Source organism: Vibrio sp. 10N.261.55.A10 (assembly GCF_041470825.1).
Classification (GTDB): Bacteria; Pseudomonadota; Gammaproteobacteria; order Enterobacterales; family Vibrionaceae; genus Vibrio; species Vibrio crassostreae_C.
In genome coordinates, this window is record NZ_JBFRNC010000028.1 from 73,890 (window position 1) to 98,047 (window position 24,158).

22 protein-coding genes are annotated in these 24,158 nt (G+C 45.2%); 9 read left to right on the forward strand and 13 right to left on the reverse strand.

From position 1 onward, the window contains the following. Window positions 1-11: 11 nt before the first annotated feature. On the reverse strand, window positions 12-680 hold the full coding sequence (locus AB4274_RS08640) for a response regulator transcription factor (protein ID WP_016795398.1): 669 nt from the start codon (window positions 678-680) through the stop codon (window positions 12-14). Between the two features lie 449 nt (window positions 681-1,129). On the opposite strand from AB4274_RS08640, the gene AB4274_RS08645 reads away from it, so the two are divergent. From AB4274_RS08645 to AB4274_RS08665, 5 genes are all read left to right on the forward strand, one after another. Next, window positions 1,130-1,984 (forward strand): MIP/aquaporin family protein, encoded by an 855-nt coding sequence (locus AB4274_RS08645; RefSeq protein WP_004732234.1) that lies wholly within the window; start codon window positions 1,130-1,132, stop codon window positions 1,982-1,984. Between the two features lie 59 nt (window positions 1,985-2,043). After that, on the forward strand, window positions 2,044-3,564 hold the full coding sequence (gene glpK / locus AB4274_RS08650; RefSeq protein WP_372111730.1) for a glycerol kinase GlpK: 1,521 nt from the start codon (window positions 2,044-2,046) through the stop codon (window positions 3,562-3,564). A gap of 293 nt (window positions 3,565-3,857) precedes the next feature. Continuing rightward, window positions 3,858-4,652, forward strand: coding sequence for a DeoR/GlpR family transcriptional regulator (locus AB4274_RS08655; protein WP_017060941.1), 795 nt, complete (start codon window positions 3,858-3,860; stop codon window positions 4,650-4,652). A 287-nt stretch (window positions 4,653-4,939) separates the two neighbouring features. Beyond that, window positions 4,940-6,499, forward strand: a complete 1,560-nt coding sequence (gene glpD / locus AB4274_RS08660; protein ID WP_372111733.1) for a glycerol-3-phosphate dehydrogenase — start codon at window positions 4,940-4,942, stop codon at window positions 6,497-6,499. 293 nt (window positions 6,500-6,792) lie between these two features. Further along, on the forward strand, window positions 6,793-7,602 hold the full coding sequence (locus AB4274_RS08665) for an SDR family NAD(P)-dependent oxidoreductase (protein ID WP_372111736.1): 810 nt from the start codon (window positions 6,793-6,795) through the stop codon (window positions 7,600-7,602). A gap of 101 nt (window positions 7,603-7,703) precedes the next feature. Here AB4274_RS08665 and AB4274_RS08670 read toward each other — a convergent pair whose 3' ends face one another. From AB4274_RS08670 to AB4274_RS08700, 7 genes are all read right to left on the reverse strand, one after another. Further along, the gene (locus AB4274_RS08670; protein WP_372111738.1) at window positions 7,704-8,600 is read right to left on the reverse strand and encodes a LysR family transcriptional regulator; all 897 of its coding nucleotides are present in this window, start codon (window positions 8,598-8,600) and stop codon (window positions 7,704-7,706) included. A 185-nt stretch (window positions 8,601-8,785) separates the two neighbouring features. Beyond that, window positions 8,786-9,031: a YdcH family protein gene (locus AB4274_RS08675; protein ID WP_372111740.1), complete on the reverse strand. Its 246-nt coding sequence runs from the start codon at window positions 9,029-9,031 to the stop codon at window positions 8,786-8,788. 267 nt (window positions 9,032-9,298) lie between these two features. After that, window positions 9,299-10,171, reverse strand: coding sequence for a radical SAM protein (locus AB4274_RS08680; RefSeq protein ID WP_372111741.1), 873 nt, complete (start codon window positions 10,169-10,171; stop codon window positions 9,299-9,301). Between the two features lie 199 nt (window positions 10,172-10,370). Then, window positions 10,371-10,493 (reverse strand): hypothetical protein, encoded by a 123-nt coding sequence (locus AB4274_RS08685; protein WP_258182976.1) that lies wholly within the window; start codon window positions 10,491-10,493, stop codon window positions 10,371-10,373. Between the two features lie 223 nt (window positions 10,494-10,716). Then, window positions 10,717-11,412 (reverse strand): aspartate/glutamate racemase family protein, encoded by a 696-nt coding sequence (locus AB4274_RS08690; RefSeq protein ID WP_102428073.1) that lies wholly within the window; start codon window positions 11,410-11,412, stop codon window positions 10,717-10,719. A gap of 208 nt (window positions 11,413-11,620) precedes the next feature. Next, window positions 11,621-12,604, reverse strand: coding sequence for an HAD family hydrolase (locus AB4274_RS08695; RefSeq protein ID WP_372111743.1), 984 nt, complete (start codon window positions 12,602-12,604; stop codon window positions 11,621-11,623). A gap of 236 nt (window positions 12,605-12,840) precedes the next feature. Further along, complete coding sequence (locus AB4274_RS08700; protein ID WP_372111745.1) at window positions 12,841-14,085, reverse strand: NADH:flavin oxidoreductase/NADH oxidase family protein; 1,245 nt, start codon at window positions 14,083-14,085, stop codon at window positions 12,841-12,843. A 279-nt stretch (window positions 14,086-14,364) separates the two neighbouring features. Here AB4274_RS08700 and nfsA point away from each other — a divergent pair, with 279 nt between their 5' ends. Then, window positions 14,365-15,087 (forward strand): oxygen-insensitive NADPH nitroreductase, encoded by a 723-nt coding sequence (gene nfsA / locus AB4274_RS08705; protein WP_017066969.1) that lies wholly within the window; start codon window positions 14,365-14,367, stop codon window positions 15,085-15,087. Between the two features lie 123 nt (window positions 15,088-15,210). On the opposite strand, the gene AB4274_RS08710 is transcribed toward nfsA, so the two are convergent. Then, entirely contained in the window at window positions 15,211-16,743 is a 1,533-nt protein-coding gene (locus tag AB4274_RS08710) for a phospholipase D family protein (RefSeq protein ID WP_372111748.1), read from the reverse strand. A gap of 493 nt (window positions 16,744-17,236) precedes the next feature. Here AB4274_RS08710 and AB4274_RS08715 point away from each other — a divergent pair, with 493 nt between their 5' ends. Continuing rightward, complete coding sequence (locus tag AB4274_RS08715) at window positions 17,237-17,734, forward strand: hypothetical protein (protein WP_108092185.1); 498 nt, start codon at window positions 17,237-17,239, stop codon at window positions 17,732-17,734. A gap of 207 nt (window positions 17,735-17,941) precedes the next feature. Further along, entirely contained in the window at window positions 17,942-18,232 is a 291-nt protein-coding gene (locus tag AB4274_RS08720; protein ID WP_017062386.1) for a putative quinol monooxygenase, read from the forward strand. A gap of 120 nt (window positions 18,233-18,352) precedes the next feature. Here AB4274_RS08720 and AB4274_RS08725 read toward each other — a convergent pair whose 3' ends face one another. After that, window positions 18,353-19,234, reverse strand: a complete 882-nt coding sequence (locus AB4274_RS08725) for a LysR substrate-binding domain-containing protein (protein ID WP_372111751.1) — start codon at window positions 19,232-19,234, stop codon at window positions 18,353-18,355. A 281-nt stretch (window positions 19,235-19,515) separates the two neighbouring features. On the opposite strand from AB4274_RS08725, the gene AB4274_RS08730 reads away from it, so the two are divergent. Next, a complete protein-coding gene (locus tag AB4274_RS08730) occupies window positions 19,516-20,703 on the forward strand; it encodes an MFS transporter (RefSeq protein WP_017062388.1) in 1,188 nt (395 codons plus the stop codon). Window positions 20,704-20,777: 74 nt separating this feature from the next. On the opposite strand, the gene AB4274_RS08735 is transcribed toward AB4274_RS08730, so the two are convergent. From AB4274_RS08735 to AB4274_RS08745, 3 genes are all read right to left on the reverse strand, one after another. Then, entirely contained in the window at window positions 20,778-21,338 is a 561-nt protein-coding gene (locus AB4274_RS08735) for a sugar O-acetyltransferase (protein WP_017064028.1), read from the reverse strand. Between the two features lie 202 nt (window positions 21,339-21,540). Then, window positions 21,541-22,539, reverse strand: a complete 999-nt coding sequence (locus AB4274_RS08740; RefSeq protein ID WP_372111754.1) for a LacI family DNA-binding transcriptional regulator — start codon at window positions 22,537-22,539, stop codon at window positions 21,541-21,543. Between the two features lie 99 nt (window positions 22,540-22,638). After that, window positions 22,639-24,078, reverse strand: a complete 1,440-nt coding sequence (locus AB4274_RS08745; protein WP_372111756.1) for a 6-phospho-beta-glucosidase — start codon at window positions 24,076-24,078, stop codon at window positions 22,639-22,641. Window positions 24,079-24,158 lie beyond the last annotated feature (80 nt).

Here is a 24,158-nt window from a genome sequence, read left to right on the forward strand (position 1 = left end):
TACACCTCAGCTCAGTCTTCGACTTTATTGAGCACGTAACCAAGGCCACGCAGGGTTTTGATCTCAACATTGCTATTGGCTAGCGCCTTCCTCAAACGACCAACGTAGGTTTCAATCGCATTAGTGTTGGGTGGGTTATCGAAGTTATATAAGTGGTCGATGATCTCTTCTTTGCTCATCACACGGTTGAGGTGGTTCAGGAAGATTTCTAATAAGCGATATTCACGCTGTTTAAGCTCAATGACCTCGCCCTTCACTTTCACAATGCAACCTGCACTGTCGAACTCAATGTCACCAAACGTCACTGTGTTCTGATCGCTGCCTTGACGACGTCGAACGATCGCGCGACAGCGGGCTTCCAACTCACCAAAATCAAAAGGCTTAGTGAGATAATCATCAGCGCCCAGATCCAAAAGCTGAATTCGGTCAAACACTTCACTGCGCGCGGTAAGAATGAGAACAGGGGTATCAGACGATTGGCGAATACGTTTAATGATCTGCTCACCCGATTTATTGGGCAGGTTTAGATCGAGGATCACTAAATCAAAATCGGTATGGCTAATCATGGCGAATGCGACCGCCCCATCGTAGGCACAATCAACACCATGACCTAGGTCGATAAAGCGCTGTTCTATTGCTTCACTGATCAGACGATCATCTTCAACTACCAATATTCGCATCTTATCCCCCGCTTAAATAAGACGATTGTTCTCAAGTATGATGGCAATTTCAATAACAAAAGTAACAATAATAAAACAAAGTCCAGTATCACATCACATTTAGAACATTCTGTTCAGTACAGATGTTAAGGCGCGTTAAATATCATCAAGCTACGTCTAATAATCCGCCACTCACGAAGTAGCATCACAAATCCACACATAAACTCCTCGTACCAGTTGCGCATTCATTTACATATAGGTAGTTTGAGCGGCTTCGCAACCTATCAATTCGAGCAATGACGTTCATGCGAGCATCTTTTTCGAGCAAAAGTGTTCGAATTAACATTTCAAGTGACTTTAATTAACAATTTTATGCTCAAACGCTCACTTTTGATGTTCGTTTATTTTCGAGTTCGCAAATATATGCACAATACACGTGCTAGATAAGCAAAACTAAAAAGGACTCGAACATGACAACAAACAAACACCCTTCTTTATTTGGGCAATGCTTGGCTGAATTTATCGGTACAGGATTACTCATATTCTTTGGCGTTGGCTGTGTGGCCGCTCTGGTATTAACTGGTGCGACATTCGGACAATGGGAAATCAGCATCATCTGGGGCTTCGGTGTTGCGATTGCAATTTACTGTACTGCCGGCGTTTCAGGCGCACACATCAACCCAGCCGTAACGATTGCACTGGCCATGTTCCATGGCTTCGATAAAGCGAAAGTGGTGCCTTACATCATTTCGCAACTGCTTGGCGCTTTCTGCTCTGCAGCATTGGTTTACAGCCTGTATAGCAACCTATTTACTGACTACGAAATCGCACATAACTTCGTTCGTAGCAGCCAAGACGCACTATCAACTGCTGGTATCTTCTCGACTTACCCACATGCTTCACTTTCTTTCTTCGGCGCTTTTGCTGTGGAATTCGTGATTACTGCAGTGTTGATGTTTGCCATTTTAGCATTAGGTGATGAGAACAACGGCGCATCTCGCGGTGCAATGAACCCTCTACTGATCGGTATTCTTATCGCGGTTATCGGTGGTTCTTTAGGTCCACTGACTGGCTTTGCAATGAACCCTGCTCGTGACTTCGGACCAAAACTGTTCGCTTACTTTGCAGGTTGGGATTTCGCACTAAGCGGTGCTCGTGATATTCCTTACTTCATCGTTCCAATTCTTGCTCCAATTGCTGGTGCGTGTTTTGGTGGTTGGTTGTACCCACGTGTTATCGGTGCTTACCTACCAGTAGAAGGCCAAGGCTGCACAATTCCAAACCAATGTGAAACAGAAGAAGAAGCTGAACAAGCTCAAGCTTAATTCCTAAGCGACCCTACATTTACTAAAATATAAATAACAAAAGAAAAAGGATTCTTACCATGACCGAGCAAAAATACATTGTTGCCCTAGACCAAGGCACCACAAGTTCTCGCGCTGTAATCCTCGATCACGATGCAAACATCGTTAGTTCTTCTCAACGAGAATTTACTCAGATTTATCCAAAAGCCGGTTGGGTTGAGCATGATCCAATGGAAATCTGGGCGACTCAAAGCTCTACATTGGTTGAAGCTCTAGCTAAAGCAGGCATTCGCAGCGACGAGCTAGCGGGTATCGGTATCACTAACCAACGTGAAACCACCATCGTTTGGAACAAAGAAACGGGTAAGCCGGTTTATAACGCAATCGTATGGCAGTGTCGCCGTACAGCAGACATCTGTGAAGACCTAAAAGCACGTGGCCTAGAAGACTACGTACGTGACAATACTGGCTTAGTCCTTGACCCGTATTTCTCAGGTACCAAAGTAAAATGGATTCTAGACAACGTTGAAGGCGCTCGCGAAGACGCTGAAACTGGCAAACTACTGTTCGGTACGGTTGATACTTGGTTGGTTTGGAAGATGACTCAAGGACGTGTTCACGTTACGGATTACACTAACGCGTCACGTACTATGTTGTTCAACATCAACGACCTATGCTGGGATCAAAAGCTACTTGATGAAATGGGTATCCCGTCATCAATGATGCCAGAAGTGAAGCGTTCTTCTGAGGTGTACGGTCAAACGAACCTTGGTGGTAAAGGCGGTACTCGTATTCCAATCGCGGGTATTGCGGGTGACCAACAAGCTGCACTTTACGGTCAAATGTGTGTAGAAGCAGGCCAAGCTAAGAACACTTACGGCACAGGTTGTTTCCTTCTAATGAACACGGGCCAAGAGAAAGTAACATCGAAGAACGGCCTACTAACAACGCTAGCGTGTGGTCCTAAAGGCGAACCAGCATACGCATTGGAAGGTGCGGTATTCATGGGCGGCGCATCAATCCAATGGCTACGTGATGAAATGAAACTACTGGCTGGCGCAGAAGACTCTGAGTACTTCGCAACTAAAGTGGACTCTTCAAACGGCGTTTACGTGGTTCCTGCGTTTACTGGTTTAGGCGCACCATACTGGGATGCTTACGCTCGCGGTACAATTGTTGGCCTGACTCGCGGTGTTAACTCGAACCACATCATCCGTGCAACCTTGGAAGGCATTGCTTACCAAACGCGTGACGTACTAGACGCGATGCAAGCTGATTCAGGCATCAAGCTAGCAAACCTACGTGTTGATGGCGGCGCAGTAGCGAACAACTTCCTAATGCAATTCCAATCAGACGTGCTGGATACTGAAGTTCACCGCCCTGAAGTAACAGAAGTAACGGCTCTGGGTGCCGCTTACCTTGCTGGCCTAGCGGTTGGTTTCTGGGACAGCATTGACGAGCTTCAAGACAAAGCCGTTCTTAACCGCACCTTCATGCCACACCACGACGAAGAGAAACGTAACCGCCGTTACAAAGGCTGGAAGCGTGCTATCAAGTGTGCACAGGTTTGGTCTGAACTGCACGATGACGACGAAGAGTAATACTGAGTATTCAGCTCATCGTTAATCATTAACCGTTGACCTCGGAACTCGAGCAATCTCATCGATTAGATTGCTCGAACCTCAGCAAACGAAACTAAAAAGAGCACTATTTTGTGCTCTTTTTTTGCGTTTCAGGCTCAAATTCCACGTTTTGACCAGCGTTTTTGCGGTTTAGACATGATTCCTTACCATCATTACTTCTCTCTTTTCATCAATTCGAGCACAATAGCGTGAGTTTATATTTTCGATTTTGACGCGCTAGAGCCCTTTGCGCGCAGGGAGTGGTAAGTTAAGTGAAGCAGATACCAAGACACCAGCAGATTGTAGATCTGGTAAAAACACAAGGATATGTGAGTACCGAAGAGCTCGTTGAAAAGTTCGATGTCAGCCCACAAACCATCAGACGAGACCTCAATGAGCTGGCCGATAGCAACAAAATTCGTCGCTATCATGGTGGTGCAACCATTCCTTTAAGCTCGGAAAACACCTCTTATAACACGCGTAAAGCGCTTAACTTCAACGAAAAAGACGTGATCGCCGACGAACTGGTTAAGCACATTCCAGATGGTGCAACCTTGTTCGTTGATATCGGCACTACGCCAGAATCGGTGGCGCGCGCGCTGAACAAGAACCACAAACAACTCAGAGTCGTGACTAACAACATCAACGTTGCCAGTATCCTGCTACCAAACCCAGAGATAAAGGTTATCTTGGCGGGTGGCGAGGTAAGAAACCGTGATGGCGGTATCGTGGGTGAAGCAACACTCGATTTCGTGAAGCAGTTCCGCCTCGACTTCGGCATTCTAGGGATCAGCGGTATCGACTTTGACGGCTCACTGCTTGATTTTGACTACCATGAAGTTCGAGTGAAGCAAGCCATCATCGAAAACAGCCGCAGCATCTTCCTGGCAGTTGACCACAGTAAGTTTGGTCGTAACGCAATGGTTAAGCTGGGTAACATCTCTCAAGCACACATGGTGTTCACCAATAAACAGCCACCAGAAGAGATCCTGAACATCCTTAAAGATTCAGACATTCCATTAGAAGTTATCGAGACCGCTTCTCAACCACTAGCGTCGGACGCATAAAAAACGCTCAGAAATCATGTTCATTAAAAGAGCCCATTATTGATAGATCACTTTATCGATAATGGGCTTTTTTGTTACTTGGAAAGTCGCACTTGAACATGATTAATATCACTTCTATGCTCGAATGAGAGTTATTTTTAGCCTTCGCTGTCATAAGTGAAGGTTTTTTTATGCGCAAATCACATAAAACGCGCATAAACGAAAATAACAAATGACCGCAAACGAAAGTTAATATAGGATTCAATTATGTTCTAAAATGCTCGTTCGCTCAGAAAGAGGTCAAAACCATGAGTGCTCAACAAACTAATTCAAACAATAGTACATCTTCAACTCTAGACTTAATCGTTATTGGCGGCGGCATCAATGGTGCGGGTATCGCGGCAGACGCTGCTGGTCGTGGTCTAAACGTTGGTTTATACGAAGCAAATGATTTCGCCTCTGCGACGTCTTCTGCAAGTTCAAAGCTAATCCACGGTGGTTTACGTTACCTTGAACATTATGAATTTCGTTTAGTTTCAGAAGCACTTGCAGAGCGTGAAGTGTTGCTGAGAAAAGCACCTCACGTTGCACAACCAATGCGTTTCCGTTTACCGCACCGACCATTTTTACGCCCGGCTTGGATGATCCGCTGTGGCCTATTCCTTTACGATAACTTAGGTAAACGTACGACTCTTCCTGGAAGTAAAACGGTGAACTTGGCTCAATCAGGTTTGCTTAAACCAGAAATGAAAACAGGTTTCGAATACTCAGACTGCTGGGTAGATGATGCGCGTATGGTATTGCTGAACGTGTTGGCGGCGAAAGAAAACAACGCAGAAGTACGCAACTACTGCCGAGTTGAAAAAGCACACCGCGAAGGCGACATTTGGCACGTAACGATTCTTGATGTGATGACAAACCAACGTTTCGAGCGCAAAGCGAAAGCATTGGTCAACGCAGCTGGCCCTTGGGTGAAACAGTTCTTTGATGATGGTTTAGAGCAAACCTCGCCACGTAATATTCGCCTAATCAAAGGATCACACATTGTGGTGCCGCGTGTTCATGACGAACCACAAGCGTACATTCTACAAAACAAAGATAACCGCATAGTGTTCATGATCCCTTACCTAGATAAGTTCTCGATCATCGGCACAACCGACCTTGAATACAAAGGCGATCCTCGCGAAGTGGCTATCGACGATGTAGAAGTTGATTACTTAATTGATATCGTTAACCAGCATTTTGTTAAGCAACTAGAGCGTGACGATGTGGTCTGGACATACAGTGGCGTACGACCGCTTTGTGACGATGAATCTGACTCACCACAAGCTATCACTCGTGACTACACACTGGAGCTGGATGCAGAAATGGATCAAGCACCACTGCTATCTATCTTTGGTGGCAAGTTAACGACTTATCGTAAACTCGGTGAAGCGGCACTGAACAAGCTAGAACCTTACCTGAAACACATGGGCGCACCTTGGACAGCTAACGACACACTACCGGGTGGTAACTTCAGCTGCAGCCGCGAACAGCTTGCAGCAATGATGCACACTAAATACCCTTGGGCACCAGAAGCACTGCTACTTCGTTACGTGACCCAATTTGGTACTTACACATGGGACCTGCTTGAAGGCGCTACATGTGAGGCGGACCTTGGCATCCAGTTCTCAAGCGAAGCACACGGTGTTTACCAAGCTGAGATTGATTACTTGATCAACCAAGAGATGACAATGACAGACGAAGACATCTTATGGCGCAGAACCAAGCTTGGCTTGTACATGAGTGAATCAGAGCAACAAGCATTGTCTGATTACTTAAAAGAGAAGCTACAACGTAAAGTGGTAAGCTTTTCTCAAGTAGGCTAATCCACCAGCCAACAAGCACAGTTCAACAACCTGATTAATAAACAAGCTTAGCGTCCCCCGTGCTAAGCTTGTTTATTATTTGCCTCCACTATTTGCGTTCAATTCCTTGCACTTCAGTAGTTGTCACTCGACCAAATCGCCCTATTACCCTCTTCTATTTTCAACAAAAGCTAAATAGTGTTTTATCAAATGGGTTAATTATCAATTTTACGAAAGGTTGCTATTCTTTATCTCAACAAAACAATTCATTCAAAACGCTCATGATGTCAGCGCTTTAATAAGGAATCTATTCCATGCAAAAAGTCATTCTGATCACAGGCTCTACCGACGGTATCGGCTTCGAAACAGCAAAAGTACTCGTTCAGCAAGGTCACCACGTTTTATTGCATGGACGTAACCCAAGCAAACTTAAAGACGTTGAGCAGCAACTTATCGCTCTCTCTACGGAAGCGAAGATCCAAAGCTACGTAGCCGATCTGTCCATTCTGGCAGATGTTGATGCGCTGGCTGACGAGGTGATTGCCGAGCACGAGAAGATTGATGTACTGATCAACAACGCGGGTGTGTTCAATACTCCAAACCCAATCACCAAAGACGGTTTAGATGTTCGTTTTGCTGTGAACACAGTATCGCCGTATCACCTGACCAGACGCCTGTTGCCAGTATTGAATTCATCGAGCCGTGTGGTGAACTTATCGTCGGCAGCGCAAGCGGCAGTGAGCATCGAAGCACTAGAAGGGAAAAAGCCACTTTCTGATGGCGATGCTTACGCGCAAAGTAAACTGGCGATCACTATGTGGACTCGTGAGATGGCAAAAGAGTTAGGCTCTACGGGGCCAATGGTGGTTGCTGTCAACCCAGCTTCGTTACTAGGCAGCAAGATGGTGAAAGACGCTTATGGCATTGCAGGCGGCGACCTAAGCATCGGTTCTGATATTCTGGTTCGCGCATCATTGTCTGATGAGTTCGCACAAGCAGGCGGTCAATACTTTGATAACGACAACAACACGTTTGCTAACCCGCACCCAGATGCGATTTACGGCGATAAGTCACAACAAGTTGTCGCTAAAATTGAAGAGATCATCAAAGCAACGCTTTCTTAATGACAGCTATGCTCAAGTGATTTTCTGATTCCAAGAAAAAGCCTTACGTGACTAACGCATAACTTAGTCACGTAGGGCTTTTTCGTTAAATCTATCTGATTCTACTTTTGTTCCCAATACGGTGGATTACCATAATATTCAGAGAAGTAGTCAATGAAGGCTCTCACCTTTGGTGCAAGTAACCTTGTGCTTGGGTACACAGCCCAAATTGCAGGCTCTGATGTTAATGGGTAATCTTCTAATATTTGAACCAGCTGACCGCTTTTCAGTTGTTCATAGGCACACCAATTCGATGTCACCGTGATCCCCATACCACCTGAGGCTGCGTCACGCAGTGCTTCCCCGTTATCTGCCCTGAACGACCCAGATGCCTTAATCGTCTTAGGCCCGCTTTCAGCATTGAAGGTCCAGTTTTCTAAACCAATTAAGCTAATACATTGATGATCGTTAAGATCTCGAGGTGTGGCTGGCTTACCATATTTGATTAAGTAATCAGGCGATGCACACACAATACGCTTGTCTGTCGCAAGTTTTCGGGCAATCAGTGTCGAGTCTTTCAGCTCCGAGATACGAATCGCGATATCAAAGCCACCCTCAACAACATCCACCATCGAATCTGATAGCCTGAGATCGACTTTTAACCCAGAGTAGCGCTCTAAGAATCCAGGTAAGGCAGGAACAAGATGCAAACGTCCAAAAGACGCAGATGCGGTAACTCGCAACGTTCCGGTTGGAGAATCACAACCCACACCGACCGCCGATTTGGCAGCATCCACGCTCGATAACACTTCTTCAGCATGAGGTAAGAATGCTTCCCCCTCTTCAGTGAGTGACACTTTACGAGTGGTGCGATGCACCAAGCGAACACCTAAATTGTCTTCCAGTTTACTGATGTGCGAGCTTGCAACAGCAGGAGACAAACCAAGCTCTTGCCCAGCCATGCTGATGTTATGTGTGGAAGCTAAACGAACAAACAATTTGAGGTGTTCAATATTCATGAGATTACCAATAAAATCTTAAAAATCGTGTACCAGTAACCCTCATTATGCGTCATTCACATAACAATACAACGTATTAACTCAGTTGAATTGTGAAGATGTTATTGTGCCAAAACGAAAAAAACTCCCAAAGGAGTTTTTTTGTCTAAGTCTGCAATTCGCCATTTAGCTAATCAGCAAAATTACTAGCTCACTAGCCCAGTTAAACGTGCATGCAGTGCATCTTTCAGTACAGAACGATCATGTTTCAGTTGGTGCATCGAGCCGTCATCAATGGGTGAATCTTTCAGCTCAAGCTTACGAATCTCTTTATCAAGGTTGTCGTACGTCTTCATGTCTGCTGCAAAGCCATCGTCAGTTTTAACAAGCTCAGCAATTTTATCTTTCATTTCAGGAAATTCGTGAACAAGAGAATGATTTTCACCTAGCATAGAAACCTCTTAAGTTGAGTAAAGTGATTGGTATTACGCATTCATTATTAACCTTAGCAAGGGAGTCAAATAACAAATGAGATCCAGTACACAGCATAGAATATAGACAATTCAGATTCACAAATTTACAACATCCACCAAGAAAATGGCTTTACTGATTTTGAATTGTCTCAGTAACGGAAGTAGGTTTATGGCGATTATCCCGCCTCGAAAACAATACTTCTTTCGATTTTTACTTAGCCTGCAAGTATCGTTTTTAACTAAACGCTACCAAGCAAACGTCTGAATAACACTGTCTTTAGCCATTGGGTTTGATGCTATCGCATGGTTCACCTTAGCCAAAAATTGCTCTCTTGAATCAAGCAGGAAACCTTTCTGAGTCACTATGTTATTACCATGGTCGCCCCAATAGAAAGTGTCGATGTTTAGATTCTCAAGCAGATACTTTTCTTCTTCTAAGATCTGAAGTTGCGTCGGCATAACGAACTTACCGTCTTCTACTTCTTGTTCCATCACAGTTCCTGGCTGAATCGCTAACGCCATTGGCGCTATCTGCTCAGGCTTCATGATATTCAGTAATCTTGTGGTCTCGACAATATGTTCACGTGATCGATCACGACCGCCAAGGCCGAAGATAAACGAAAGTAAGGTTTCAATGCCGGCTTCTTTGGCTAATTCCATGCCTTCGATCGCTTGTTCTGGTGTCATGCGCTTTTTGATGTTGTCGAGTACAACCGCATCGCCCGACTCCAACCCCGCATAAGCCATAGTGAGACCGGCACTTTTAAGCTCTTTAAGTTCGCTCAAGCTTTTACGACGGAAATCGTTCAAACCACTATAGAGCGATACTTTTCTGCTTTCTGGAAAGGTATGACGAAGCTTATCCAAAATCTTAAGGAGATAATCCGTGCGGGCGGCCATCACGTTGCCATCGATAAGGAAAATTGATTCAACATAAGGGTAGATCAGGCGCGCTTCTTCAATATCTTTAAACACGTCTTCAATGTCGCGAACCTTGAATCGTTTATCGCTGAACATATTACAGAACGTGCACGTGTTGATACTGCAACCTAAAGTGGTTTGAATCAGAATGCTCTTCGCCTCTGTCCATGGACGATATACTTTTCCCTCGTAATTCATATTGGTTTCTCCGGTCTATAAGCACGAGAGCGTGCTTTAATAAAACAGAGTTTATCAACACCAGTATTCATTGATAATTCGCGATATAGTCGAATCAGTTTTTAGATTTTGTATAAAATAAAAGCCTTGTGACAACACAAGGCTTTGTAGGGGTAACTCTCTACCGGAGCAGCTGAAAATGTGTTTCCACAAAAGAAGATTAGCTGCTGCACCCTTGGGTATGAACTCGATTCATGTCGTCACCGACTTGTGCTTCTTGAGACCCCGTCGATTGGCATCCTGCCACGAATAACAGCGTTACAGATAAGATAAGCCATTTCATAATAAATCCTCTTTCGGTCATGACTAAAGCATAGTGCTTAAAAGCGCGGATACCTCAGTCATTAACTAAAACCTTACCTACCGATAAGGCCTTGGTTAATGAACAAAGCATCGCTTCTTTAACTAACGACCTGCTTTTGTACAAAAAACTTTCACTTCAACGAATGAAAATCGTACAAGAGCGAAAATAGGACAGCTATGGAACTAAGAATAAGAACTAGAAGTTAGTCACTCGTCGCCAAACGTACAGCCGCTTCTGCATGAATGGCTGTGGTATCAAACAAGGGAACATCAGTGTGTTGCTGCTGAATCAGGAGGGCGATTTCAGTACAGCCCAGAATAACGGCTTCTGCACCTTGTTGGCCTAGTTTCTCAATGATTTGACGGTATACATCTCGAGATTCTTCTTTTACTTGGCCTCGACACAGCTCTTGATAAATGATGTTGTGGACTTTCTCTCGGTCACTCTCATCAGGAATCACCACATCGATACCGAATTTGTTAGTCAGACGGCCTTTATAGAAATCTTGTTCCATGGTGAAAGCGGTACCGAGTAATCCAACTTTCTTTACACCCTGTTCAAGCAACTTCTGCGCTGTGGTATCAGCGATGTGCAAGATAGGAATCGTGACCTTCTCTTCGATCTCAGGAACGACCTTATGCATGGTATTGGTACAAATCAGAATGAAATCAGCCCCGCCCTTCTCTACCGATAAAGCCGCGTCCGATAAGATATCCGCCGTCTCAGCCCAGCGACCTTGATGTTGAAGCTTTTCTATCTCATCGAAGTTCACGCTGTACATACAAACCTTTGCAGAATTGAGCCCGCCGAGTGTGGCTTTAACGCCCTCGTTGATGGATTTGTAGTAGCTCACTGTCGACTCCCAACTCATACCGCCGAGCAAACCGATCGTTTTCATTTTTCTATTCCTTTAATTTCCGACTAACTCGATTAAACCGTCATGCATTGAAAATTTATAGTACGTTCTTGCTTAAAGCGAACCCATAACACCTTATTCCTTTCAAACGATTGCTTTCAAACCGTTCATTCCCAAAACCTCCGCTCACAAAAAAGGCTCGAATTTAAAATCCGAGCCTTTGAAGTTTTGACCAAGGGTATACTTGGCGTTAGTACACCTCACACCAATCGGATTTCATGTCGATCAGTGTCCAATCCTCTCTGGAATTCGCCTCATCTAGCGCTTTATCAAGCTTGCCAACGTGAGACTCACGATCGTACTGCCACTCGCGCTCAGCATCAGTGTGATGAACAATCATCGCCATTGAATTGGGTTGGCTCGTTGCCCATTGCATCATCGCTTGGTCACCGTCTGAGTTGCCGACCGCTAGAATAGGTTTCTTGCCGATAATATGCTGAATGTTAGTGACCTTTCCGGCTTTGTCATCAATGGTCAAAATCAACGAATCTTTGGTCACCGTTGGTTTGCCATCGTTGTAGCTGTAGTTGTATTTAAGCGCACTACCGATGATTTGCTCTGTAGGAATATTGTAAGCTTGTGGAGCCCACGCCCTCATGAAGTCAACGCCTCCGCCCGACACAATATAAGTCTTAAAGTCATGCTCTTGCAGGTAAGTCAGCATCTCTTTCATTGGCTGATAAGTAAGGTCTGTGTAGGCTTTGTTGAAACGTTTATCTTTTGCTACCGTCAGCCATTGCTCAACGTCTTGCTGGTATTGCTCAACAGTCATACCAGAATGTGTCGCCATGATGATTTTCAATAGCCCTTCTTCACCGCTGCCCAGAACGCTCTCAATATCATCTTCGAGTACAAACTTAAACGGTGCTTCGGTTTTCCATTCAGGGTGATCAGGCGCCATCTCTTTTACACGATCTAGTGCAAAGGCTAATTGGAAGTAATAAGGCTTTTCCGACCAAAGCGTACCGTCGTTATCGAACACGGCAATGCGATCTTCAATTGCCACGAACGTATCAGACTCAGCTTTAGTGGCTTGCCCAACAAAGTCGACGATAGCGGATTTGCTCTCGCTGTCCTTCCAAGAAGGCAGCAAGTTGGGATCACAATCTTTAGCAAAAGATGAGAAAGAGAGACTGGATAAGATCGCGACAGATAAGAGGGTCATTTTCTTCATAGCAACTACCATGTTGTTGAATTAATTGTAGGGTTTAATTCAATTCATCCTAGTTGGTCTACTCTGATTTGCCACTTATGAACACTATAACCAATGCTCATGTTGGTATTAGATTAGTACCACAGCTAAGCTGGCTGAGGGTGCTCTGCGATGTATTTATCGAGAACTTAAAAGGAGACAAACAAAAAAGCAGAACTTCAATTCCTCAAAGTTCTGCTTTATCAATCCATGACTGCTTACACTCTGCGCTTTTTGAAAGCGTGCCAGCCAGCGCTGAGAATTGTTTTTACCACCACGCTTAATGCGCTAAGTTTAGGGTCAGCATTCTTGCCAGAGGCAATGCGCCACATCTGATGTTCATACCAAACCAGCCCGACCATCGCCACCTTGTCTAATGCGGGTTTTCCTGTGGTTGGCACCGTTAGTGGCATGCCGTGGCTAGGGTTTTCAATTAACTTGTTAGGGAAATCAGGATCAACCGCCATTGTTCGCGCAATACCAATAAAATCGGTCGCCGAGGTATTTAATGCTTCATTCATTGCTTGCGCGGTTCGAAAACCACCCGTGACCACCAGCGGTGTACTCACGAGTTTTCTCGCCTTAACCATGTAATCCATAAAATACGCTTCACGTTTTATTGTGCTGGACTTGATTGATTCAGCTTTGCTCTTTGAACCCATCATTGATGGACTTTCATAGGTGCCGCCAGAGATCTCAATCAGGTCGATACCGTTATCACTCAATGTTTGCACAACCTGCATTGACTCTTCTTCAGTGAAGCCACCTTTCATGAAGTCGGCGCTGTTAAGCTTAATTCCGACAGGGAAATCTTCACCGACCTCTTTTCGAATCGCGCGATAAACCTCAAGCACGAAACGAAGTCTGTTTTCGAGTGAGCCACCCCATTTGTCTTGGCGTTGATTGTGTCTCGAAGACAAAAACTGACTCACGAGATAACCATGAGCACCGTGAATCTGCACGCCAGTAAAGCCTGCTTGTTTTGCAAGCTTTGCACTCAGCGAAAATTTATCAATGATTGCGATTATTTCCGTCTCAGTCAGAGCTCGTGGCGTATTGAAACCTTTTTCTAATCCACGCTCTAAAGAGATAGCCGAAGGCGCAACCGGGCTATCACATAAGAATTTAGGGATTTGCTTTCCTGGGTGGTTCAATTGCATCCATATCTGCGAACCATTTTGTGTTCCAGCCTTCGCCCACTCACGAAATACGCTTAAGTCACTTTGCTCATCTAACACCACGTTTTTAGGTTCACCAAGCGCACCTCTATCTACCATCACGTTGCCCGTCATGGATAGGCCAATTCCTCCTTGAGCCCAACACTGGTAAAGCGTGACTAAACCTTGCTTAGGGTTATGATGTTTATCACCTAGCTGTTCACTCATTGCCGATTTGAACAGGCGATTTTTGATCACTTGGCCATTAGGAAGAAAAAAAGGGTCGTTGAGGCAGATTGGATTCATGCGCGTGGTTACTTTCTTGGGTTTATATATTGAGTCCAGTATGCCCTATTTTATCCGACAGTTCTGAGCATTTGGTGCCTATTTCGAAGCAAGTTTCACTCAATAATAAAATGCCAGCGGCATAGCAGCTGGCATTAATCGATTATAAATAGAATCTCAAAAACTGGGCTGACGCTGCTGAAATATGTCAACCAGAAAGGCTCTAATGCCCTTTACGCTCATGGTAATTGTCGTTATTGTGATTCTCTACGCCATCATCACAAGGACTGTCTGAGAGTTATGAACAGCACGATTGAAACTATTCTGGGGCACCGCTCCATTCGTCAATATACAAATCAACCGATTGAAAAAGCACAACTTGATGTGATTATTCAGGCTGGTCTCGCGGCTTCGTCATCGAGCTTACTGCAGGCTGTTTCTATCGTGAGAGTGACAAACAAAGAGAAGCGTAAACTGCTAGCCGAATACGCAGGCAATCAAGCTTACGTGGAGAACGCGGCTGAGTTTTTGGTGTTCTGTATCGACTATCAACGCCACGCTCAAATCAACCCTGAAGTGAAAACCGACTTTACTGAACTGACCCTGATTGGCGCTGTCGATTCTGGCATCATGGCGCAAAACTGCATGTTGGCTGCTGAGTCTCTAGGTTTGGGTGGCGTGTACATTGGCGGGCTGCGTAACAGCGCACAACAAGTCGATGAACTGTTAGAACTACCACAACATACCGCCGTGTTGTTTGGGATGTGCTTAGGTCATCCGGCACAGCAACCAGAGGTCAAGCCTCGCCTTCCAGCTCACGTGGTGATGCACGAAAACCAATACCAACCGCTGAGCCTAGATGACATTGCCAGCTACGATGATTCGATGCAAAGCTACTACGCAAGCCGTTCAAGCAACCAAAAACAGAGCAGTTGGTCACAGCAGATCACGCAAAAGCTGTCTGGCGAATCTCGCCCGCATATCCTGCCTTACTTGAACAGCAAGCAGCTGACCAAGCGTTAAGCCGTTAAGCCGTTAAGCCGTTAAGCCGTTAAGAGCTTGCAACAAACCACAGCAAACAGCAGTACAAACAAAAATGTCAGCGTAATATACGCTGACATTTTTATTTATCCGGAGGCGGCTAGCTTACAGATATTTCTCAATCGGTAACAACTGTAGGAAGCCTGACTGCATTCGTTCCCATTGACCAGTGTCAGGTTCGCTGTCCCAACGTTGATCGCCTGAATACCAATACACATCACCGTCTTCCAATTCCAAGCGCCAGCTATTATCTTCACTCATTGCTTGCTCAATAGTGTCTGCTAACGTTTCAGCAATCTCTTTATTTTCGATGATCAAAACCGATTCAGTATTGAGGTAGGTAGAGCGCAAGTTGAAGTTAAATGAGCCGATGCTCGCGATGCTGCGGTCGAATACGACTGATTTAGCGTGCAAGCCATAGGCTGTCTCAGGCGCACATTTAGACGCGTCTTGAGTCGATGCTTCACACAACTTAGATTCTGGTTTTAGCTCAAACAGATCGATGCCATGCTCCAACATATCGTAACGTCTGCCCGCATAAGCAGAATGATTAGTCACCAGATCATTAGAGGCCATAGAGTTAGTTAGCGCTTTTATCTCAACGCCCTTATTGTTCAACACTTGCCACTCTTCAAGCTGACCATCATCGAATACAAGGTAAGCCGATTCCAATAAGATCTCTTGTTTCGATTCACTCGCTAACTTACCTAGAAGAATCGCGGTCGCTTTCGGTTCATCGGTATTGTCTGAATCATCAGGAACAGGCTGATCGTAAACAAAACGCGCATTCACCCATGCCATCTCACCAATCACCTCTTTCAGCAAACTATCAGCAGCCTTACGATCTAGTGGCAATTCCGGGTAATTTTGATAATGCGGAACGACAATATTATCTATCTTCGAGAGATCAGGTTGCTCGTCATCACCCAGCATATCGACAGGGTAAGACCAACGGCTGTTCCAGTATTCAACAAAACTGGTTTGGATGGTGTTAACTACCGAGCCCATGACTAATACATCGCGGTCTCGGAAATTGATTTCATCAGAAAGGTCGAAGTATTCATCACCAATATTACGTCCACCCACCACAGACAAAGTACCATCGACGGTAAACGACTTATTGTGCATACGGCGATTTAAACGAGAAAAGTCGCCGACAAAGCTCAGCCATTTACTGAAACCGCGGCGTGTTGGTGTTGGGTTGAAGATACGAATCTCGACGTTCGGGTGTGCATCCAGTGCCGACAGCAACCCTTCACGTTCGTTGAGGTTGATATCATCCAGCATTACGCGCACCTTCACACCACGCTCAGCCGCGGCTAATAAACGGCTAGCGAGATAGCTTCCCGATTCGTCAGAGTTCCAGATGTAGTATTGAATGTCGATGGTGTGCTCGGCACTTTCTACCAGCGCTAATCGCTGTGCCAAAGCATCCCAACCGGACTCTTGCAGACGAACCGCAGTGTTGCCTTGCTCTAAAGCTTCAGGCTGAAATTCATTGGTTAGAACCGATAAAGAGCTAGGTGCAGGAGAGGTTGGCGGTTCTGTTGGATGATCGATGCCTTCAGGAAGTGAAGAACACCCACCTAAAACGGCGATTAAGATTAACGTTAAACTGATGCGTTGGAGCACAGGCATGTATCTGACTTCCTTTTCACGATGCGTCTTTAGAAACTTTCCGTACAGCTTTTCAATGAACAAGCTATTCCGATCTATTCATTGATTATTACTGCTAAATCCTGAAATTTATAGGTAATTATCCAGTATAAATTTGAAGATCAGTAAATTGACCTACAAATCACCTAAGTTGAGTGAGTGTCAGGCAATATAAACTTAGCGGGTTTTCTACCATTTCGATGGTGAGTCTGTTCGGTCTGGGTGATGCTTCACCATTGTTTGGAGATCTAGTTTCACCGCTTGATTTCACACTAACAGGCGTGTCGACTTACTTATATGAGATCGTGCAAACGCATTACTTACGTAAGCGCTAAAGCTGTTGTTCATCTAAGGGACATGTAAGGATCAACACCGAAAACATTGTTCACACTACATAACGTTTATCGTCCCTACACAAGCCTTCCCTATAGTAGTACCCTTTATTGTCTCTCATTCTTGATGGTAACTGGATATTATGAAGCTTTTGGTCGATCGCACTGGTGAACAGTTTTTAGATATTCTGCAAGAATCGGGAGATACATTGACGGTTCAATTCATTACCAATGAAGGCAATCGAAAGGGTAAGCCGTTCCAAGATAACTTGAGTGGATTGTTCCTCACAGGGTGGAAGCCGCGCACCACTTCAACAGCCATCGGATTAGAACGCTTTAAGCAAGGCAAACTTGAAGATCCCAAAGTGAGTTTCGCATTGCACCAGCTCTATCCACTGGGTCGAGACGTAAAATTACCTTCTGGAGATATCGCCACAATCGCGAGTTACGCCAATACCCATGCCGATGGCTACTATATGTCTGTGCGCCTCAACGATGAATTAACCCGACTCAAGATTACACCCGATTGGGAACTGCAACCTTCCACTCAAAGATTGGCTCTGCCTTATTACCCAGCCCCAAGAACTAAAGAAGAGCTCGACAACATTGACGATTTTGATGCGTGGGCGGGCGGCTTCTAAATACTCCTCACCTACGCCTAGTAGCACATAATACCCAAGTTATTATCAATTATTTTTTGACAATAATTCAAATGTAGCACTGTTTATCGTTTCAAATATTCCCACTATTATTTATCCATCGACACAGACTGCAGCTCAATGAACAAAGAGTGGCACTGTAAACACAGACAAATCACCATTTCGGTGAAAAATAATATAGGTACGAACATGACTCAACTAACTATCGTCGCAAACATCGTCGCTAACGAAGACAAAATTGAATTGGTTAAAGCAGAGCTGCTAAAACTGATTGATATTACTCGCGCTGAAGAAGGCTGCATCAACTACGACCTTCACCAAGACAATGAAAACCCAGCACATTTCACTTTCTACGAAAACTGGACATCACGTGAACTTTGGCAAACACACATGGGTAATACTCACCTTGCTGAATACATGGCAGCAACCGAAGGCAGTGTTACGTCATTTACACTTAACGAGATGACTAAGATCGCTTAAGTACAGTTTCTGTAGTCTGTTACTAGAAAGCACACTGACAAGCTATCGAGTTCGATTTGGAAGCCCCGCTGCACGTCAGCGGGGCTTTTTCATTTATGCGGATATCGTCAGCTGCCTTAGTTAGAGCTTCAAACGGGGCAGAATAAAGTCAATAAACGCCGAGATACGTTTAGAGACCGATGACGACTTGTAATAAACCGCATTCACTCGCTCTCGGTCTGTGTTGGCAAGTTTGTCTTGTTCCAAGATAGGGATTAGACGCCCTGCTGCCATATCTTCCTGCACCATAAACCCCGATAAACAAGCAATCCCATTTCCAGCTAAGACTAGTTGACGCACGGTTTCACCATTACTGGCTGTCACAGTAGGCGCGACATCACTTTGGTTTGGTAAAGGCCAATGGTTAAGCACTTTGTTACCCGCAAACCCCACAATTTGATGCGAACTCAAATCTTCAGGTTTGGTGGGCAGCCCACGCTTAGCGAGATAATCAGGTGACGCCACAATATGGAGTAAACTTTTTCCTAACGGGCGAGCGTGCAGTGTTGAATCGGACAACTTACCGATTCGAATCGCAACATCAGTTCTCTTTTCGAGAAGATCAACGAAGCCTTCGTTGGAAGTGAGTTCCAACTCAATGTCTGGGTAAGCCTCTTTGAATGACTGCACCAACGGCACTAGCTGATGGAATACGAATGGACTGGCGGCATCGACTCTTAAACGACCTTTTGGCAACTCTCCGCGCGACACGATTTCTTCTTCCGCGCTCTGAATCATCTGTAATCCCACCCTGACTGAATCGACAAACTGCCGTCCTTCCTCCGTCAATTCCACGCGTCTCGTTGTTCGGTTGAATATTGAGACGCCGAGTTGCGACTCCACCTTACTCACCGAACGAGACACCTTGGCGACCTGCACATCCAGCGCCTCTGCCGCCGCAGAAAAACCACCAGCATCGACAACGGTGAGTACTATTTCTAAATCATCTGAACGGGTTAACATGAGGCTCCTTCGCTATCTTCATTTTGTTTAATGTCATCTCGCTTGTGCTCATCACAGCTCAAATCATCTGAGTCTTTTCGATCTCATCAGCTTAACCCAATGATCGGCTAACCCTCCAATTATTGCAAATATCACAAAGGTTATTTGTTAATGATGGCATTTTTCACAAATATATTTTGCTAGATAATCCTCGCCATCAAACGAAGCGCTCCTATTGCAGTCACAAGCTGCCCCATTTTATCGCGCTCGGTACTTAACAAAGAACAGTAAGAGAGATGATTATGCCACTAGCATTACTTGCATTGACGCTCAGCGCCTTTGCCATCGGAACCACAGAATTTGTCATCGTAGGCTTGATTCCTACCATGGCGAGCGACTTGAATGTATCTCTGCCATCAGCAGGCCTATTAGTCAGTTTATACGCGCTTGGCGTTGCTATTGGCGCACCAGTCTTAACGGCATTAACCGGCAAATGGAATCGTAAAGCGGTGTTGCTGACCGTGATGGCATTGTTTGTCATTGGTAACTTATTGGCGTGGCAAGCTCCAGGCTATAACACGCTGATCGCCGCACGAATTTTGACTGGCCTTGCCCATGGTGTGTTCTTCTCGATTGGATCGACCATCGCGACAGGTTTGGTTTCAAAAGATAAAGCAGCCAGTGCCATTGCGATCATGTTTACAGGTTTAACGGTTGCATTGGTAACCGGCGTACCACTGGGCACTTATATCGGCCAAACCTTTGGCTGGCAAGCGACCTTCTTGATCGTTGCTCTGCTTGGTCTTATTGCTCTTATCGGCAGCGCTATCTTGGTTCCAAGCAACCTTAAGCAACCACCAGCGGCGAAGATTTCAGCACAACTAAAGGTTCTAACTCAACCACGCTTACTGTTGGTTTACGCTATCACAGCACTAGGTTATGGCGGCACATTCACAGCGTTTACCTTCCTTGCTCCAATACTGGAAAATGTATCAGGATTTGATTCGAGCTCAATCAGCTTAATCATGTTGGTTTACGGTGTGTCAGTGGCGGTCGGTAACATCTGGGGCGGAAAAATGGCCGACAAGATGGGCCCAATTAAAGCACTGACCGTTATCTTCTCTGGTTTAGCCGCAGTACTGGTGGTATTCAACTTTACCGCAGTAAACCCTTACGCAGCTGTTGCTACCATTTTGGTTTGGGGTGCATTCGCATTCGGTAACGTTCCAGGACTACAAGTGTATGTTGTGAAACTGGCTGAGAAATACACACCAGACGCCGTCGATGTCGCTTCTGGATTGAACATTGCAGCCTTCAACGTCGGTATTGCATTAGGCTCATGGGGCGGTGGTTTGATTGTCGCGAAATCTGGATTAATGAACACCCCTTGGGTAGGTGCTGTGATCGTTTTGATCGCTCTTGTTCTGACTCGATTCAGTGGTGCGTTAGATAAAAAGCAAGCACAACAAGCTGTTCCATCTAGCATCTAGCATCTAGCATCTAGCAAGAATAGAAAAAACAAAGCCCGAACCTAGGTTCGGGCTTTATCAATTCAATCTGATTATTACTCGTTATCGATCGCTTTCAGCACTTTACATGGATTACCGACTGCAACCACATTGGCTGGGATGTCTTTGGTTACGACACTGCCCGCGCCAATCACGCTGTTTTCGCCAATGGTGACACCGGGGCAGATAATTACACCACCGCCAAGCCAAACATTGTTGCCAACATTAATCGGTGTGCCAAACTCAACGCCTTCTTCTACACGGCCTTTCACATCGAGTGGGTGACCTGCAGTCAGGATTTGAACGTTCGGACCAAGCAGCACATTGTCGCCAATAGTCACTTCAGCCACATCCAAAATCACGCAGTTAAAGTTAGCGTAGAAGTTCTTGCCTAGCTTGATGTTCGAGCCGTAGTCACAACGAAATGGAGGTTCTAAATGCGCATTTTCACAGTCCGGAATGAGCTCTTGCGTTGCTGCTTCCCATTCAGATGTGCCAGGAATACTGTTATTGAGTTTTTGAAGCACTTTGCGACATTCGATACGAGCTGCATAAAGCTCTTTATCCCAAGCCTGATAAGGTTCACCTGCTAGCATTTTTTGTTTTTCTGTTTTCACGTTACTTACCTGTTCTCACATCAATTAGCTATTTTCATATTACTTATCTAGCTCCACATTACTTAACTAATGGTGGTCAATTCATCGACCAAAAACGCAATATCGCACATCTAAATAACAGTGAATAAGGAGTGTTTGAGCTTGGTTTAAGAGATGCGCAGCTCGTCACTTTTTGTAGGTAAAATATGAAATTCGAACAGTGCTAATTTAGCTTCGCTATCGAATCACGTAACACCAAACTACCAGTGGTATTGATGGTGGTCGCTTGCTCTGTTTCACCGACAATTTGCAGGATCGCCTTTTGCGTCATTTGCTCTAATGGCACACTCACAGACGTTAAGCTTGGCGTTAAAAACGCCCCCATTTTGCTGTTATCAAAGCCGACGATCGAAACATCTTGAGGCAATGAGTACCCAAGTTCGGTTAACGCCTTAATCGCACCAATCGCCATATCATCGTTTTCAGACAAGATAGCAGTGAATGTGGTTCTGCTTTTTGCCAAAGCCTGAGCCGCGTGATAACCGCTCTCCATCGTCCAATCACCTTGAACAACGTTGGACTCATCCAATGCAACACCATGTTTAGTTAACACATCTTGATAGGCTTGGTAACGCAGCTCATCGGTCGAAGAACCGGCTTTACCACGAATCACTGCAATGTCTGTATGGCCTTGCTCGATGATGTGTTCAACCATCAAACAAGCACTCTGATAATGGTCGGTGGTAATAGCATGATTGGGCTTCGACGGCATTTCACGGTTGAGTACCAGAATCGGAGTGTCGGTGCTGTCGATGATCTTTGCAATCTCACATTCGGTTAAGCATTGCGGATAGAGGATGATGCCCGCGCACTTCATATCCAGCAGGAAGTTGATCGCCTTTATTTCGTCTTCAGCGCTGTGTTTGCCATCGGTGATCACCAGTTGGTGATTCGACTTTTCGCTATAAGAAGCCGCGTGATACATCAAGGAAGAGAAGTAAGGGCCATTGAACAACTCATTGGTGATAACAAAGCCGATGAAGTTGGTCTTCTTGGTCGCCAATTGCTGAGCCAACAAGTTCGGTCGATAACCTGTTTCTTGAATCGCATCAAATACCTTTTTCACCACATCTGGGCGCACGATGTTCTTGCCATTTAAGACACGAGAAACGGTCGATTTAGATACGCCTGCGCGGTTTGCGACATCAAGCATGGTTACCATTCGCTTCTTTTCCTTTATAAAAAATTAGCCGACATAGGCCGACTAATTCATTGCAAAATGACAGCTCACAGTTCACATAACTGCGCTGGGGAATGCATTCTAAATAGTGGCACCGTTAGATGCAATCACACCTTTATACCACTCGAAAGACTTCTTGCGCTTGCGTTCTAGTGAGCCAGATTGATCGTTGTGCTTATCTACGTAAATGAATCCGTAGCGTTTTTTCATCTCGCCCGTGGTGAACGAAACTAAATCGATACAGCCCCAAGGGGTATAGCCCATCAAATCAACACCATCAATCGAAACGGCTTTTTTCATCTCTTTGATGTGGTCGCCAAGGTAAGCAATGCGGTAATCGTCATTAATGCTGCCATCTTCTTCAATGGTATCAACCGCGCCAAAACCGTTCTCAACGATGAACAATGGCACTTCATAACGTTCATACAGAGACGCTAAACAGAAACGCAAACCCGTCGGATCAATTGGCCAGCCCCAATCGCTAGACTGGATGAACGGATTATCGACCGAATTTTCATGACCGCCGTCCATCGCTTCTTCTGTAGATTGGTGAGAAGAAGAATCCAAGGTATTCGACATGTAGTAGCTAAAGCCTAAGTAATCAGCCTTACCTTCTTTTAGGATCTGCTCATCTTCAGGCTGCATCTCAATGTTGAAGCCTTTGATTGCCCAGTCACGCGTAGCGTAATTTGGGTAATGACCGCGAACCATCACATCTGAGAAGAAGTAACGGTCACGCATCGCTTGTTGTGCCACCATAATGTCTTCCGGTTTAGAAGAACGAGGATAGAAAGGCACCATCGCACACATTGCGCCGATTTGAAGATCTGGATTGATCTCGTGACCTTTCTTAACCACCAAAGCACTTGCAACAAACTGATGGTGAACCGCTTGATACATCGCCTCTTGCGGCTTTTCGCATTGTGGAAACTTCACGCCTGAGCATAACCAACCGAAAATATCTGCCGAGGTGTTCATCTGGTTGTTGATCTCGTTAAACGTCATCCAGTATTTCACTTTGTGCTGGTAACGCTCCATCACCGTAGTTGAGTACTTAACGAAGAAGTCGATCACTTTACGGTTCATCCAGCCACCATATTCGTTAGCTAGATGGTAAGGCATTTCAAAGTGGCTCAGTGTTACCACAGGCTGAATGTCGTATTTCAACAGCTCGTCAAACAGATCATCGTAAAACGCTAATCCCGCTTCACACGGTTCAGCTTCATCGCCATTTGGGAAGATACGCGTCCACGCGATACTGGTACGGAAACACTTAAAGCCCATCTCAGCGAATAACTTAATGTCTTCTTTGTAGCGATGGTAGAAATCCACTGCGACTTGGTTAGGATAGTTTTCGCCATCAATCACGCCATCGGTGATTCGACGTTGTACACCATGAGCGCCCGCTGTTAATACATCAACAACACTGACACCTTTACCATTCGCATCCCAGCCGCCTTCTAGTTGATGCGCTGCTACTGCACCGCCCCATAAAAAATCGTTCGGAAATTCGTTGTTCATACCATTACTCGCTACAAGTTATTCGTGAAAAAGATCAGGATTAGAGAGCTCATTGCAACTCTGAAACCGATTTCAATAAA